This is a genomic window from Pseudomonas sp. MOIL14HWK12:I1 (assembly GCF_000510705.1).
Taxonomy (GTDB): Bacteria; Pseudomonadota; Gammaproteobacteria; order Pseudomonadales; family Pseudomonadaceae; genus Chryseomonas; species Chryseomonas oryzihabitans.
In genome coordinates this window covers 613,652-628,509 of the sequence record NZ_KI783307.1, presented here as the reverse complement: position 1 = coordinate 628,509, position 14,858 = coordinate 613,652, and the positions used below count along the sequence as shown (strand labels likewise).

11 protein-coding genes and 1 pseudogene are annotated in these 14,858 nt (G+C 62.7%); 10 read left to right on the top strand and 2 right to left on the bottom strand.

From position 1 onward, the window contains the following. The 7 genes and pseudogenes from PSEK12I1_RS0112960 to PSEK12I1_RS0112930 all read left to right on the top strand — a co-directional run bounded on the left by PSEK12I1_RS0112960 (position 1) and on the right by PSEK12I1_RS0112930 (position 8,000). A complete protein-coding gene (locus PSEK12I1_RS0112960) occupies positions 1–936 on the top strand; it encodes an ATPase, T2SS/T4P/T4SS family (protein WP_027601794.1) in 936 nt (311 codons plus the stop codon). Further along, entirely contained in the window at positions 933–2,366 is a 1,434-nt protein-coding gene (gene pilV / locus PSEK12I1_RS0112955; RefSeq protein ID WP_027601793.1) for a shufflon system plasmid conjugative transfer pilus tip adhesin PilV, read from the top strand. The genes PSEK12I1_RS0112960 and pilV overlap by 4 nt, the downstream gene beginning before the upstream one ends. A 9-nt stretch (positions 2,367–2,375) precedes the next feature. Continuing rightward, positions 2,376–2,594: a hypothetical protein gene (locus tag PSEK12I1_RS0112950; protein ID WP_027601792.1), complete on the top strand. Its 219-nt coding sequence runs from the start codon at positions 2,376–2,378 to the stop codon at positions 2,592–2,594. Positions 2,595–2,597: 3 nt separating this feature from the next. Continuing rightward, entirely contained in the window at positions 2,598–3,035 is a 438-nt protein-coding gene (gene pilM / locus PSEK12I1_RS0112945; RefSeq protein WP_027601791.1) for a type IV pilus biogenesis protein PilM, read from the top strand. Positions 3,036–3,455: 420 nt separating this feature from the next. Then, positions 3,456–4,568 (top strand): annotated as a pseudogene (locus PSEK12I1_RS24995) (methyl-accepting chemotaxis protein); the annotation flags it as partial. Continuing rightward, on the top strand, positions 4,554–5,426 hold the full coding sequence (locus PSEK12I1_RS24990) for a methyl-accepting chemotaxis protein (RefSeq protein WP_331280034.1): 873 nt from the start codon (positions 4,554–4,556) through the stop codon (positions 5,424–5,426). The pseudogene PSEK12I1_RS24995 and the gene PSEK12I1_RS24990, both read left to right, overlap by 15 nt. Positions 5,427–5,975: 549 nt before the next feature. Further along, positions 5,976–8,000: a DNA topoisomerase III gene (locus PSEK12I1_RS0112930; protein WP_027601788.1), complete on the top strand. Its 2,025-nt coding sequence runs from the start codon at positions 5,976–5,978 to the stop codon at positions 7,998–8,000. 790 nt (positions 8,001–8,790) lie between these two features. Here the strand turns inward: PSEK12I1_RS0112930 and PSEK12I1_RS0112925 are convergent. Continuing rightward, positions 8,791–10,776, bottom strand: a complete 1,986-nt coding sequence (locus PSEK12I1_RS0112925) for a sigma-54-dependent Fis family transcriptional regulator (RefSeq protein ID WP_027601787.1) — start codon at positions 10,774–10,776, stop codon at positions 8,791–8,793. Positions 10,777–10,958: 182 nt separating this feature from the next. Here PSEK12I1_RS0112925 and PSEK12I1_RS0112920 point away from each other — a divergent pair, with 182 nt between their 5' ends. Genes PSEK12I1_RS0112920 through PSEK12I1_RS0112910 form a run of 3 tightly spaced genes read left to right on the top strand, consistent with a single transcriptional unit; the run spans position 10,959 to position 13,741 of the window. Continuing rightward, on the top strand, positions 10,959–11,975 hold the full coding sequence (locus PSEK12I1_RS0112920) for a Gfo/Idh/MocA family oxidoreductase (RefSeq protein WP_027601786.1): 1,017 nt from the start codon (positions 10,959–10,961) through the stop codon (positions 11,973–11,975). 4 nt (positions 11,976–11,979) lie between these two features. After that, positions 11,980–12,768, top strand: a complete 789-nt coding sequence (locus PSEK12I1_RS0112915) for a TIM barrel protein (protein ID WP_027601785.1) — start codon at positions 11,980–11,982, stop codon at positions 12,766–12,768. A gap of 46 nt (positions 12,769–12,814) precedes the next feature. Beyond that, the gene (locus tag PSEK12I1_RS0112910; protein ID WP_027601784.1) at positions 12,815–13,741 is read left to right on the top strand and encodes a sugar ABC transporter substrate-binding protein; all 927 of its coding nucleotides are present in this window, start codon (positions 12,815–12,817) and stop codon (positions 13,739–13,741) included. Positions 13,742–13,923: 182 nt separating this feature from the next. Here PSEK12I1_RS0112910 and PSEK12I1_RS0112905 read toward each other — a convergent pair whose 3' ends face one another. After that, a complete protein-coding gene (locus PSEK12I1_RS0112905; protein ID WP_027601783.1) occupies positions 13,924–14,814 on the bottom strand; it encodes a LysR family transcriptional regulator in 891 nt (296 codons plus the stop codon). Between the last annotated feature and the right edge of the window lie 44 nt (positions 14,815–14,858).

Below are 14,858 nucleotides of genomic sequence, written 5' to 3'. Positions count from 1 at the left end.
ATGAGCCTGATCACGCAAGCCAACTTCGTCGACCTCTTCCTTGGCCCGGACTTCTCGGACGTGAAGGGCCTCGACGGCTCCGGTAGCCGGCGGGAATCTGCGCCGGCTGCCTGGAGCGCAGAGCTGCAGGCGCTGCGCGAGCAGTGCCAGGCAAAGTCGATTGAGTTCGGCGATCCGGAGTTCTCGCTGGTCCAGGACGGCATCGTCCTGCGGGTGACGCAGATCAAGGATGCCTTCTCGGAAGACGTCTTCATCATCCGCAAATCCAATGCCCAGATCCGCCCCTTCCACATGCTGGGGTTTCCCGAATCGCTGGCCACCGCCATGCTCAGTGACCAAGTGCGCGGCCTGGTGATCTTTTGCGGCGAGATGGGTACCGGCAAAACCAGCAGCGTCGCCTCGCTGATCGCCGCACGCCTGCAGGCCTGCGGCGGCACGGCGCTGGCCATCGAGGATCCGGCCGAGACCAACCTCAATGGTCTGCACGGCGAGGGTCGCTGCATCCAGATGCAGGTATCCCGGCGCACGGGGGGGTACGAGGAAGCGCTGCTGCGCGCCCTGCGTACCGGTGCCGACATGATCCTCATCGGTGAGATCCGCGATATTCCAACTGCTGTTCAAGCGGTACGCGCCGCCATCAATGGCGTCTTCGTCGCCACCACCTTCCATGCCGGCAACCCCACCCAGGCGCTGGAGCGGGTGCTGGCTCTGGCCAGCAATGAGATCAAGAACGCTCGCGAGATCCTGGCTCAGGGTCTGGTAGCGGTGGTGGCTCAGACGCTGGAAACCCGCAATGACCGCCGCATCCTCAAGGTGCGCAGCCTTCTGGTCACCGGCGAAGACGGGGCCAGCATCCGCGAGAAGATTCGGGCGGGGCAAATCGCGCAGCTGGACCAGGACATCGACAACCAACTCAAACGAGACCTCTGGGGATGAATACCTCATTCAGCAAGGCATCACAGCGGGGCTTCATCGCCCTGGATATGCTCTTTGGCCTGATCGTCTTGGCGGCCGTGATGACCGGGGCCGCGGTCCTGGTAGCCAATCAGATGGACTCTCAGAATTATCGGATCGCCGCGGACCAGCAAAAGCAGGTTGCCGACGCCGCGGCCAAGTACCTGAAGGACAACTTCGCCACGGTCTATGCAGCGGCCGGCACCACGACGCCGGCGCAGATCACTCCAGCGATGCTGCGCAACACCAACTACCTCCCTGCTGGCTTCACCGATGCCAACGCCTTCGGCCAGACCTTTGTGGTGCTGGCCAGGCGGGTGGCGACCAACCAGCTCGAATCCATCGTGCTCACCACCGGTGGCCAGACCATCGATGAGATGGGTACCCGCGAGATTGCGGAGAACCTTGGCGCCCCGGGCGGCTTCGTACCAGTGACCAACACCGGCATCGTTCAGGGCGTGCGGGGTGGCTGGTCATTGGCGCTGAGCAACTACGGAGTCAACCCGGGCCTGGGCCACACCGCCAGTGCCCTGTTCCTGCAGGATGGAACTCTGGCCAACGACTATCTCTACCGCAATGCAATCGCCGGCAAGCCCGAGCTGAATCGGATGAACACTGCGCTCAACATGAGCGGCAACGACCTGAACAATGCGGCCAACATCACCGCGTCCGGTACCGCCAGCATCAGCGGCGATGTGAACGCTGGCCGCAACGTCAACGCCACGGGCAACGTGAATCTCAACGGCACGGTTACGGCCGGCGGAGACCTCCGGGCTGGCTCGATGTACCTGCAGGGCAATGCGTCCATGAACGGCAGCGCTGCAGTCGGGGGGAATGTCGCTGTTACTGGAGACACAACCACTGGCTCGATGTATGCGCGCGGCAACGTCCAGGGCGTCACCGCCAGCATGTCAGGGGAGACCTACACCACGGGCTGGTTCAGGACCCGCGGGGATACCGGCTGGTACAGCGAGAAGTGGGGCGGCGGCTGGCATATGACTGACAGCGACTGGGTACGGGCCTATGCCGGCAAGAGCGTTTACACCTCCGGCCAGATGCGCGGGAACAGCCTCTTTTCTGACGGCAGGACCTACGTCGGCGAATACATCCAGCTGATTGGCTCAGCCAATGAAAATTGGGGTTGTAGCCCCAACGGACTGGTGAGCCGCGATAGCGCTGGTGCACTGCTCTCTTGCGAGAGCGGCCTGTGGCGCAGGCCCAAGGCAAAAACACCGACCTGCACGGCCTACACCATTCCTGGCTACGATCCGAACGACGTGACAACTCGGGCGTGTCCAGTAGGCACGAAAGTGGGCTGGGATACGGGAGGCAGCGGGCAGCGCTGGGCATCTACGCCCAATATCGCCATCGGCCAGAACGACTACGCGACCATCTTCTGCTGCGAATTCTGAGGTAGACGCATGTACGACATTCCTACCCTTCTAGCGCTACGCCTTCTGGCCAGCGCTGTGCGTGTCCATCAGCATACGCTGGAAGCCATCGCCCTCGACGAACCAGGGACCCATCAGGCGCGTCAGCTACTGCATCAAGTAGATGCTTTGCTCGAGGAGATGATTGATCCAGAGCAGCTCCAGACCATGGTTGAAGAACAGCACCGCTTGAAGCGGAAGGTGGGCTGAGCCATGCCCATACTGTGGGTCATCCTGGTCGTGATGCTGGCCGGTACCAGCCTAATCAGCGAGAAGCTGCAGCGCAGCGATAATCGCCTCCAGACGGTCGATGTCTCGGCGTTGGCCCATAACCTCCTCACCTATCGCAATGCCCTGGCCGAGTACGCGCACGCCAATCCCACGGTCACGGGCGCGCCGGCCGATTCTGTCCTGGCATTGCCTACCTGGTATCGCAAGCTGCCGAACGTCTCCGGCTATGTGAACGCCGGCCAGAGCTTCACCTACTACCCCACTCCGCCCAATGGCCTGGTCAGCAAGATGGTCGACATCACCCAGTCTCAAGCTATCGGCACGGTAGTAGCCAGCACACTGCAAAGCCCCATCAGCGGCAACATGGGTGTCGTTGTTCCCCAAGCCATTCCTAACGGCTCTGCGCTCGCCTACCAGTAGCAACTCCGGCCCAACCTTTCCGGAGCCAGATGCGCTTCCGCGCTGACGTCTCGTGTTGCTCCAGATTGCTACAGCAGTGAAATATTCAAAGTACGGTTGCAGACGAAGCGGACCGGCCATCCCTTCAAATTAGCGGACGGTCGGCTAAAGCCGCGTTCTTGAGCGATTCGTTGTCTAGTAGGCGCCCCGTTTGAGATCACTGATTTGAAGCACGTCACTGTCCGTAACCTATTGCTTGTCTTGACCGCTATCACGGTACTCGTGTGCCTGAATCAAGACGTAGGCATATTTGGGGTTGCAGGTAGATAGCGGCTCAGTGGGGCATCGTGGTTACCCGCATTTGATGCCAAATCCCTCCTCGTGCCGTCCGGGCCCGTCAGTAGGCTGACGAAATCTTAGATATCGCGGTAACCGTCACGCATGAGGCAACGGCCGTTGCGCCATTGCTTTACAAGGCTCGCTATCCAGGTAGTCCATATGCAACACAATGGCTGGAATTTCCTCAGCAACATCAGCGTTCGCGCCAAGCTTACGCTTGGCTTCTCTCTGCTCATCGGCATGATTTTGCTGGTGGCATACACCGGTTGGACGGCAACCGATACCCTCCGCGATCGTAGCGCCCGAATGGGTGATATCTCCGGCTTCAGCACTCTGGCTCGAGACATGCGCATCGAGCGCCTGGTGTACTTCAACAAAGCCGATGACGTGCAGGCGGCGAAGTGGCTCGCCGCTCTGGATAAAACCGAGAGTCAGCTGAACAGCATCATTCCGCACTTCAACACCTCAACTAACAAAGCGCTGCTGAGTGAAGCGGATGCGATCCTGAAACGCTACCGCGAGTTCTATCAGCAGACAGTGGAAGCAACCCGTCAGCGGGAAGCTACGCGGAAGACGGCGGCGACGGCGGTGGAGGGTATGAATGCCTATCTGCTCGCGTTATCCGAGGCAGCCAATGCCGAAAGCGGTCGCTATGAAGACCGTAAGCAGCTCGCCTCGCTCTATGTCGGCGCCCAACGTATGCGAGTAACTGTCCGCAGCTTTACAGCACAACCCGGTAAAGACACCGAGGAAGCCGCGCGTACCGCTATTTCCAACGTGCTGGCTCAGATGGAGTCTCTCGAGACGACCAGCCTGCCAAGAGACGTGGTGCAGACGCTCACCAATGAAGTGAAAGGGTACCAAGAGCGGCTTCTGCAAATGGTCGGAGAGCAAGCGAAAGTAGACGCTGCGCAGGGAGGGATCACGACCTCCATCACGGCGCTGCTCGCGATTACAGACAAGCTGACCGCTGTTCAGAACGAATTCCAGGCATCCGATGTGGCCGGTGCCCGGCAAATGCTGCTGATCTGGCTGGCTGTCGCCATCACGTTGGGCCTCCTCTGTGCCTGGCTGATCACGCGCTCTATCGTCCGGCCTCTGCAAGAGACCATGGCATTGGTCGAGACTGTTGCCAGTGGTGACTTTACTCAGCAGCAGGCGGTTACCCGCAGAGATGAACTTGGCATGCTCCAGGCCAGCATGCAGCGGATGACCACCAACCTTCGCGGCCTGATCGGTGAAATGAAGGACGGTGTCGTTCAGGTTGCAAGCGCGGCCGAGCAGCTGTCAGCAGTCACTGAGCAGACCAGTGCCGGCGTGCACTCCCAAAAGGTCGAGACCGATCAGATCGCCACTGCGATGCAAGAGATGACCGCGACAACCCATGAAGTCGCGCGTAACGCGGGTGAGGCCGCCAAATCGGCCATGGATGCCAGCCAGCAGGCACAGCAAGGTGACCAGGCTGTCACCAAGGCGGTCACTCAGATCGAGCTGCTTGCTCACGAAATGGATTCGACGAAGGCGGCCATGGCCGCCTTGCGCGACCAAGCCGACAGCATTGGTGGTGTTCTAGGCGTGATCAACGCAGTGGCAGAACAGACCAACCTCCTGGCGCTTAATGCCGCTATCGAGGCCGCCCGGGCCGGTGAAGCCGGTCGCGGCTTTGCCGTGGTGGCTGATGAAGTGCGAGGTCTGGCACAGCGTACGCGTGCCTCCACAGACGAGATTGCTCAGCTGATCACCGGCCTGAATCAAAGCACGGACCGAATGGCCGCGGTGCTTGAGCAGAATGTGCAACTCACTGGCAGCAGCGTGAGTCTTTCCCGCGAGGCCGGCGAGATGCTCAAACGCATCACCCGGTCGGTGAAGAGCATCGAGTCGATGAACGAGCAGATTGCCTGCGCGGCCGAACAACAAAGTTCCGCCGGGGAAGAGATCAGCCGCAGCGTTACTAATGTCCGCGACATCTCCGACCAGACCGCTGCAGCGAGTGAGGAAACGGCGTCCTCGAGCATGGAGCTTGCACGCATTGGTGTCCGCCTGCAGGAGATGACTTCTCGCTTTAAGGTTTGATGGCTACCGGGCCGGTAATGCACCAGGCCCTACTCATTGAGGTGTAACGCAGTACTTCCCCAATACCCGTGATGTCTTACGAAATGGCGTACGCTTCTCAATTCGCCACCTCCCTAACGTGGACGAGCTCAATGCCAACTGACCTAGCGAGCGCCTCAAAGGTTACCGCTGGGTCAGAGGGCTTATGGCCGAGCAGCAATCGCTCTGCGAAGCAGATCTCTGCATAGGCATCGCTGCGCGAGAGCCGATCAGCTCTCACGATCAAACACTTGAGCTCACCCGTCATGTAGGCAATCTCAAAATCCTGCATTTCGCTCATAGCCAGTCATTCCGTGACGCACATCACATTTTGATATCATATTGACACTACCGATCAGCGTTATGAAGCGCGGAAACGCCAGCTTTAGAGCCTCTCGTCGGAAATCATTAGTCAGACAATCATCTTTCGATTCAACCGAATCTAAGCAAGTTGCGGTTCCGCGCTGACGTCTCGTGCTGCTCCAGGCACGGTTCCCCGGTAGGCCACTTGGCCATCGACAGGGGAATCCCATGCGTGTGTTTTTGTGCGAGAAGCCCAGCCAGGGCAAGGACATTGCCCGGGTGCTCGGCGCCACCGGGCGCGGTGAGGGCTGCATTCGTGGCCAGGGGGTAGTTGTCACCTGGGGGATCGGCCATCTCCTCGAGCAGGCGCCACCGGAAGCTTACGATCTGGCGCTGAAGTCCTGGTCCCTGGATGCGCTACCGATCCTGCCGGCAAACTGGAAGGTCGAGGTCAAACCCAAGACAAGTAGCCAGTTCAAGGCGGTCAAGGCAGTGCTCAAGGAGGCCACCGAGCTGGTCATTGCGACCGACGCCGATCGCGAGGGGGAGATGATCGCCCGCGAGCTGCTGGAGCACTGCGGCTACCGCGGTCCCATCCAGCGGCTGTGGCTATCAGCGCTCAACGACGCCTCGATCCGCCAGGCCCTGGCGAGCCTCAAGCCCGGGGCCGAAACCTTCTCCATGTACCACTCGGCGCTGGCTCGCTCTCGGGCAGACTGGCTGATTGGCATGAACTTCACTCGGCTGTTTACCCTCCTCGGCCGCCAGGCCGGCTACAGCGGGGTGCTGTCGGTAGGGCGAGTGCAGACGCCTACGCTGCGCCTGGTGGTCGACCGCGATCGAGAGATCGCCCACTTCGTCCCGGTGCCGTTCTGGAACCTGGACGTGCTACTGGCCGCCAACGGCCAGACCTTCACCGCTCAGTGGCGGCCCAGCCGCGACATCACCGATGACGAGGGGCGCTGCCTGGACCAGCGCCATGCCCAGGCGGCCCAAGCGCGTCTCACCGCGGGATCTACTGCGATTGCGGTGTCGGTCGAGACCGAGAGGGTCAAGGAAGTGGCACCCCTGCCCTTCGACCTGGGCACGCTGCAGGAGATCTGCTCGAAGAAGCTCGGCCTCGGGGCCCAGGAGACCTTGAACGTCGCCCAGGCGCTGTACGAGACGCACAAGGCGACGACCTACCCCAGGACCGATTGTGGCTACTTGCCCACCAGCATGCTGCCGGAGGTGCCGGCCGTGCTTGAGGCGATCCGCCGGACCGATCCGTCCATTGACCCGGTGCTGGCCAGCATCGATCCGGGACAGCGCTCGCGGGCCTGGAACGACGCCAAGATCACCGCGCACCACGGCATCATCCCGACCCTGGAGCCCGCCAACCTGGCGGCCATGAGCGACAAGGAACGGGCGGTCTACAGCCTGATCCGCGCGCACTACCTCGCCCAGTTCCTGCCCCACCACGAGTTCGACCGGACGGTGGCTGATTTCGACTGCAACCAGGTCGCTCTACGGGCAGTTGGCAAGCGCATCGTCGTGCCGGGCTGGAAGACGCTGTTCCAGGCCGCGCCTGCCGCTGAGGATGATGAGGACAGCAAGGAGAAGGACCGCGCGCAGATCCTGCCGCCGCTGCAGAACGCCTCGCGCGCCCAGGTGCAGCAGGCCCAGCTCAAAGCGCAGCAGACGCAACCACCCAAGCCCTACACCGAAGGCGATCTCATCAAGGCGATGAAGACCGTGGCCAAGCTGGTGACCGACCCGCGGCTGGCCGCCAAGCTGAAGGAAACCACCGGCATCGGCACCGAGGCCACTCGGGCCAGCATCATCCAGGGCCTGATCGATCGTGGGTTCCTGCTCAAAAAGGGAAAAGCGGTGCGGGCATCCGACGCCGGCGTCTCGCTGATCGCCGCGGTGCCGCCGGCCGTGGCCGACCCGGGCACTACCGCCATCTGGGAGCAGGCCCTGGACATGATCGAGGCCGGCACCATGCAGTTGGATGATTTCATCGCCAAGCAAGGCGCCTGGATCGGCAAGCTGGTCGCCCAGTACCGCCAGACCACGCTCAGCATCAAGGTCCCGGAGGGTCCGTCGTGCCCGCTCTGCCAGGGCAAAATGGCTCAGCGAAAGGGCAAGAGCGGCGACTTCTGGTCGTGCCTACGCTACCCCGACTGCAAGGGCCTGGTGAACATTGAAACGTCAAAAGTGAAAGGCAAGGGCGGCCCAGGGAAAGCCAGGCGAAGCGGCGCTTCCGCGTAGGATTGGGGCCCTCGGGAGCTTTCTTGCCTTTGTCACGGTCAGAGCCCCATAATGCAAGCGCTCCACCCCGCTCGCGCACTGGCGGTCATCAGTGGCAACCCCGGAGTTTCTCGACCTGGTCTTGAAGCTCCACCCCCAAGAGCACGCTAAGCATCGGGTAGGGCGTGTAGATCTTTGCGTGATGCTCTCCCTGTGTCTCCCTGCTCCGCAGCTGACACGCAGCCGTCTAACTTCGTGATAAGCGGGTTTACAGGCACATAGGGCTCACAGAAGGTTCGGTGCACACTGTACTTCGGGCCAACCTGGTGTGTTGGCCCACACTGTTCCTCCCCTTCAGCTGCGTTCGAAGGGTAGCCTGGTCCTCTCGGCATCGCCTGGTGGACGAGGCTACCCCTCGGGTAGCCTTCCTCTCTGCCGGTGCCCGCCGGCGCAAAAATGGGATCCCTTTGTGCGCGGATGCGTGCCTTGCGATTACTGGCCCTAGCCACGATAACGGGTCGGGTGAATGCGACGATCATCAGGACGGTAGGTCAATGCCCAGGGACCATCAGTGCCGGTGCTCACGCTCACAGGTGGCATCTTTCTCTTTAGCTCCACTAAGCCTCACCCTCGCCGAGGCGCCTTGCTGCTAGACCCAGCGCTGCGCCTGGCGCGCTTCTCCATTGCGATAAAAAACGCCGGCCTACAAATTTCAAAGATAAAACGGCACCATCCCTCTCGATGGAAATCCCTGCTCGCCTATCTAATGCTTTCGCCGGATCTGAACTCAAAGAACTCACGCGGAGCACGCTTATTGCTCTGACCTAAAGTCAGCCGCATCCAGACTATAGCGGCGCAATTTCACATAGAGCCCAGCGCGGGAAATTCCTAGACGCTTAGCGGTTTGCCGTAAATTACCGCCGGTTTGTTTGAGAGTCGCGCAGATCAGGTCGCGCTGGCTCAGCTCTATTGGCGTCAGGGCGTCACCTATCACGCCCTCGGACGCAGTTCGACCCGGCAGGCTAAACGGTAAGTCCATCGGCTGGATGAGCGCGCCTTGGGCTAGATTCATCGCACGCTCGATGACATTCTCAAGTTCCCTCACGTTGCCGGGCCAGCCGTGCGCAATCAGTATTGCCAGAGCATCGTCGGCGACGGCCAGCGGCGGCCGCTCCAAGGTCCGGCCCAAGCTCTGAAGGAGCGTCGCCACCAGCATCGGGATATCTTCGCGGCGCTCACGCAGCGGTGGAACCCGCAGGGTAAGGACATTAAGGCGATAGAAGACGTCTTCGCGAAAGCTGCCACCCGCCACCGCCTGAGCCAGGTCTCGATGAGTCGCGGCGATAATCCGGACGTCCACCGCCTGGGCCTTCTTGGCACCGACCCGGGTCACTTCGCCCTCCTGGAGCACTCGCAGCAGGCTCACTTGGGCCTCCAGGGGCATGTCGCCGATCTCGTCGAGAAACAGCGTGCCGCCATCAGCCAGCTCGAACTTCCCTGCCGCACCGCCACGAGCAGCTCCAGTGAAGGCGCCCTCGACATGGCCGAACAGCTCGCTCTGCACCAGGTCGCGTGGGATGGCGCCGCAATTCACCGCGACGAAGGGCCCATGCCGCCGGACGCTAGCGTTGTGGATCGCCTGGGCGAAAAGCTCCTTGCCGACCCCGCTCTCCCCCAGCACTAGCACGGTGGCTTCGCTGCGGCTGGCCGCCTGCGCAAGACGCAGGCTATCCTGCAAGGCCAGCGAACGCCCCTGGATATCGTTAAAACTGTAGCGCGCTCGGGTGCCCAGCAGCTGACGAGTGATCTCGCGGATGCGGCGATTCTCCCGTAGCGACAGTACCCAGCCACCCTGGGCGATGGGCGCGACGGAGGCCAGGCACGGCAAACCGCTGCCGTCTGGTAGCAACAAGGTGAGGTCGCGGTCCTGGCGTTCCCAGCGACGATCCAGCCAGAGGTCGAGGTCGGTGTCCTGGGTGATGAGGTTGGCAAAGGGGCGCCCCCGCTGTCGGTCGTCGAGCTGCAGCAGGCGTCGCGCATAGCCGTTCAGGCTACGGATGCAGCGGTCTTCGTCGAGCAGGATGACGCCTTCGTTGAGGACCTCAAGCACTCGCTGCTGCTCGTCCAGCAGCGCGGTGAGCGCCAACTGGCGGGAGATCGCATCGGCCGCGGCCTGGACCGTGCCCAGGGTATGGCAGTGGAAGTTGCCCACCGCCGCGGTGAGGGTCAGGGCGCCAAGCAGCCGTCCCTGGGTATCGCGCACCGGCGACGAAGCGCAGTGCATCCGCCGCTCGCGCAGCTCGCGCTTGAAATTCTCGCCCGCCAGGACGAATACCAGCCGCTGCTCGCGCAGGGCCAGGCCGGTGCAGTTGGTGCCCTGCACCGACTCAAGCAGACGACTGCCCAGCGGTGTGAGATCCAGCCCGCAGGCGGCCAGGGTCACGCCCTCGGCATCTGCCAGGTTGAGGTGCCCGTCCGGGTTGTAGCGCAACAGCTCGGCCATGACCGGCGCGGCGATGTCCAGGAGCTCGCGCTGCCGCTGCAGCCGGCGGGTCAGCTCCTGCGACTCGACAAACTCGTAGTGGAATTCCTCCGCGACGATGCCCGCCGCGCGGCTGCGCAGCCAGGACGCCCGGATCACCGGCCGCACCCGGACCAGTTCAGTGGCCCCCGCAAGGCAGTCCATCCAGGCGGCATCCAGCTCGCGCTGGACACCTTCGGCGGCCGACGGCCACTGCAGCTCGCTGACGAATCGCAATTCCTGCGTCAGCTCGCTCGGGGGGACCTGCTCCTGCATCTTCGGCTCCTCGTCCAGTCTTTGGACATGTCCAGCTGGACATGTCTTTTTTATAGACATAAACGCCTACTGGCAAGGCCTGCAGCCCGATACCTGGCTGTCTTTCCTGCCCTGGCATGGCGGTTGCTCTCTCACTGTCGGGCGCATCGCCCACGCCTATAACAACCACAAGAGAACGCCTCATGCCCAAGACGAAGACTCCCCTCTCCCTCGGCCTCATCGGTACCGGCCGCATGGGCACCTTCCATGCCACCGCCCTCGCTCGGCACCTCCATGGCGCGCGGCTAGTCGCCCTGGCCGATCCGGCGCCCGGCGCCGCTGCCCGGCTTGGTGAGACCCTGGATGTCGCCCATATCCACACCGATCCCCAAGCGTTGATCGAGGACCCCGCCGTTGAGGCTGTGGTAATCGTCGCCCCCGCCCGCAGCCATGCCGAGCTGGTGGTGGCCGCCGCCCGCGCCGGCAAGCCGGTGTTCTGCGAAAAGCCCATGGCCGTGACCCTCGAGGAGGCCGACAAGGCCATCGCCGCTTGCGCTGAAGCAGGTGTCGCTCTGCAGGTGGGCTTCAATCGGCGATTCGCCACTAGCTTCCGAACCGCACGTGAGCTGATCACCCAGGGACGCATCGGGACCCCCCAGCTGCTGCGCTCGCTCACCCGCGATCCGGCGCTGCATAACCCGGCGGCGGTGAAGCCCTGGACCATTTTCCTGGAAACCCTGATTCACGATTTCGACACCCTCAACTTCTTCAACCCAGGTGCCCGGGCGAAACAGGTGTACGCGGTAGCTGACGCCCTGGTGCGTCCGGACTTCCGCGACCAGGGGCTGCTGGATACCGCCGTCGTCACCGTCCGCTATGATAACGGCGCCATTGCCACCGCCGAGGCCAATTTTCAGGCGGTATATGGCTACGACGTCCGCGGCGAGGTTTTCGGCAGTGCAGGCATGCTGACGGCAGGAGACGCACGTACCAGCGAGCTGGTCTGCTACGGAGCCGAAGGTATCAGCCAGACCACCCAGCGCTCCGACGCGGAATTGCTGCGCGACGCCTATCTGGCCGAATTGCGAGCTTTCGTCGACGCCGTGCGCCAGGGCACGCCGGTACCAGTAGGTGGCGCCGATGCCCGGGCAGCGCTGGCTATTGCCCTGGCCGCCATTGAATCGGTGAAAACCGGCCAACCGGTCGCCGTCGCGGAGTGATGCCATGAGCTCGTCACCCTTCATCCTCGCTGTCAGCGCCGAAATGGTTTTTCTCGACCTGCCCTTCGTCGAGCGCGTCCGCCGCCTGCATGCCTTGGGCTTCGCCGTCGAGATCTGGGATTGGACCCGCCATGACATCGACGCCCTGGCAGCTACCGGCGCGCGCTTCACCTCCATGACCGGCTACGTCTCCGGCGATCTGGTCAGCACCGAGGGCCGCGCTGCTCTGCTCGCCAGCGCTCGGGAGTCCCTGGCCGTGGCCGAGCGCCTCGGCTGTCCCTCGCTCAACCTGCACGGCACCGGCCTGGACAATCGCGGCCTGCCGGCCAATCCCCTGACATCGGTCAGCGGCGGCCAATGGCTGGCAGCCGCTACCACCCTGGCGGACATCGCACGTCTGGGCGCGAGCGCCGGCAAGGTCTTCCTGCTGGAAAACCTCAACACGGCCGTGGATCACCCGGGCGTTCCCTTCGCCCGTGCCGAAGAAACCCTTGCCCTGATCGAGGCCGTTGCCAGCCCTCACCTGCGCCTGAATCTGGATCTCTACCATGCCCAGATCGGCGAAGGAAATTTGATCGAGCTGATTCGTCGTGCAGGGCCGGCCATAGGCGAGATTCAGGTAGCCGATGTCCCCGGGCGCTGCGAACCAGGGACCGGCGAAATCCACTACCCGGCGATCGCCCGAGCACTCGCCACCCTCGGCTATCGCGGTGTGGTCGGCCTCGAAGGCTGGGCCTCGGAAGGTGATACCGAGCGCGCCTTGGAACGTTTCCGAACGGCCTTCTCGCTGTAGTCCCGGCTCACCACTGCAACATCAATAACAACAAGAGGAAACCGCCATGATGCTTCGCAAATTACTCTGCGCTACCTTTGCCTTCGCTCTGATGCCTTTAGCCCTGGCCGATTACCGCATTGGCGTCAGCATCGCCAAGGTCGACGATAACTTCATGACCTATGTGCGTCGTAATCTGGAAGAGGCCGGTAAGGCCGAAAAGATCAGCATGCAATTCGAGGACGCCCAGGGAGACGTCGTGCGTCAGTTGAACCAAGTGCAGACCTTTCTGGCGCAGAACGTGGATGCGGTGATCGTCCTACCGGTGGATACCGCCGCCACTGTCAACATCACCCGCGCCGCCACAACGGCCAAAATTCCACTGGTGTACGTCAACCGGCGCCCAGACGATCCCAAGCTGCCCGCCGAGGTGGTCGCCGTGGCATCAGACGACCTGCAGGCCGGGCAGTTGCAGGGGCAGTTCATCGCCAAGCAACTGAACGGCAAGGGCAGCATCGCCCTAATCATGGGCGAGCTCACCCAGAACGCCACCCGCGGCCGGTCCGAGGGCGTCAAGGAAGCGCTCAAGGCTTATCCAGACATCAAGGTGGTCGTCCAGCAGAACGCCGACTGGGACCGCAGCAAAGGGATGGACCTGACCAGCAACTGGTTAACCGCCGGGACCCACTTCGATGCCATCGTTGCCAACAACGACGAAATGGCCATAGGCGCCGCCATGGCGCTGCAACAGGCCGGAATGGGCAAGGGTCAGGTTCCGGTAGTGGGGGTGGATGGCCTACCCGACGGCCAGGCGGCGATCAAGCGCGGACTGCTGGCCGCCTCGGTGTTCCAGGACCCACGCGGCCAGGCCGTGCAGGCGGTGCAATCCGCGCTCAGGATGATCCGCAAGGAACCGGTCCAGGCGGATGTCTGGGTGCCGTACGAGCTGATCACAGCGGATAATCTGGCGGGCTACGCGGCACGCTTCAAATAGATCGCGACCCCCTCGCTGCCTGAATCTTGGCTGGCTGGCCCAACGGAGCCGCCAGCTTGGCCAGGATCGGCGCCGACTGCAGGGGTGACCATTCGGCAGGCGATTTGCGCTTCGCTGGCAGGTACCCAAAGTGGGATTGGCAATGCCGCTCGCCCTGACCTCCCCTCCTCGCGCCAGCGACTTCAGCCTGCGCTCGGGGCGGTTTGCAAGCGCTGCCGCAGTTCGTCGATGAGCAGGCGCACGCGCGTAGGCACGTTTCTGGACGAAGGCATGAGTGCCCAGATCGGTAGGTTCTGGGCTTCGGCATCCGCAAGGGATAGAGGTAGCAAGCGCCCCGTTGCCACTTCCGCCTCGACGTCCCAGTAACTCAACATCGCCAGCCCCATCCCGTGCAGACAGGCCTCCTTCACTCCTTCCGCGCTGCTACAGGCGAAGCGTCCAGGTATGGGGAACAGGCGTAGCTCGTCCCCGACCATAAAGGGCCAGGACGTCATGGCCAGAGAGCGCAGGCCCTGGTGCTGGGAGAGGTCGCCAAGCGCGCCGGGTGCCCCGTGCCGCTCCAGGTAGACGGGTGCCGCGTACAGAGCGCGGGGATTGTCCGAAAGCTTTCGCCCCACCAGGCGCGAATCCTTGGGATGCGCCAGGCGAATCGCGACGTCGATTCCCTGCTCGACGATGTCGATTAGATCGTCGCTGAGGATGAGTTCCACCTGCAAAGACGGCTGTCGGCGCTGCAATTCGCCGAGCAGCGGCACCAGCACGGCACGACCGAGGAGATGGGGACAGGTCACCTTCAGGGTTCCAGAGGCGATCTCCGGGTCGCTGGTGACGCTGCTCCGGGCGGCCTCGCCTAGATCCAGCAAGGCACGGGCATGGCCGAGAAAGGCCTCCCCTTCCGGCGTCAGTGAAATCGAACGCGTCGTGCGGTGCATCAGGCGAACGCCCAATTCGGTTTCCAGAGCGGCCAGGGATCGTGAAATCGCCATGGCGCTGACGCCCAGGCGCCGCCCAGCTCCGGCCAGGCTGCCAACCACGACGACGCTGACGAACACATCCAGGTCTTTGAGATTCATTCTAACGAAATTCGTTATACAGCCAGTCATTCAGGTCCGATAGT

Bases quoted from the DNA above. Each gene is read 5' to 3' on its own strand.
- PSEK12I1_RS0112960 (WP_027601794.1), top strand. From the start codon at position 1: ATGAGCCTGATCACGCAAGCCAACTTCGTCGACCTCTTCCTTGGCCCG.
- pilV (WP_027601793.1), top strand. From the start codon at position 933: ATGAATACCTCATTCAGCAAGGCATCACAGCGGGGCTTCATCGCCCTG.
- PSEK12I1_RS0112950 (WP_027601792.1), top strand. From the start codon at position 2,376: ATGTACGACATTCCTACCCTTCTAGCGCTACGCCTTCTGGCCAGCGCT.
- pilM (WP_027601791.1), top strand. From the start codon at position 2,598: ATGCCCATACTGTGGGTCATCCTGGTCGTGATGCTGGCCGGTACCAGC.
- PSEK12I1_RS24990 (WP_331280034.1), top strand. From the start codon at position 4,554: ATGCAGCGGATGACCACCAACCTTCGCGGCCTGATCGGTGAAATGAAG.
- PSEK12I1_RS0112930 (WP_027601788.1), top strand. From the start codon at position 5,976: ATGCGTGTGTTTTTGTGCGAGAAGCCCAGCCAGGGCAAGGACATTGCC.
- PSEK12I1_RS0112925 (WP_027601787.1), bottom strand. From the start codon at position 10,776: ATGCAGGAGCAGGTCCCCCCGAGCGAGCTGACGCAGGAATTGCGATTC.
- PSEK12I1_RS0112920 (WP_027601786.1), top strand. From the start codon at position 10,959: ATGCCCAAGACGAAGACTCCCCTCTCCCTCGGCCTCATCGGTACCGGC.
- PSEK12I1_RS0112915 (WP_027601785.1), top strand. From the start codon at position 11,980: ATGAGCTCGTCACCCTTCATCCTCGCTGTCAGCGCCGAAATGGTTTTT.
- PSEK12I1_RS0112910 (WP_027601784.1), top strand. From the start codon at position 12,815: ATGATGCTTCGCAAATTACTCTGCGCTACCTTTGCCTTCGCTCTGATG.
- PSEK12I1_RS0112905 (WP_027601783.1), bottom strand. From the start codon at position 14,814: ATGAATCTCAAAGACCTGGATGTGTTCGTCAGCGTCGTCGTGGTTGGC.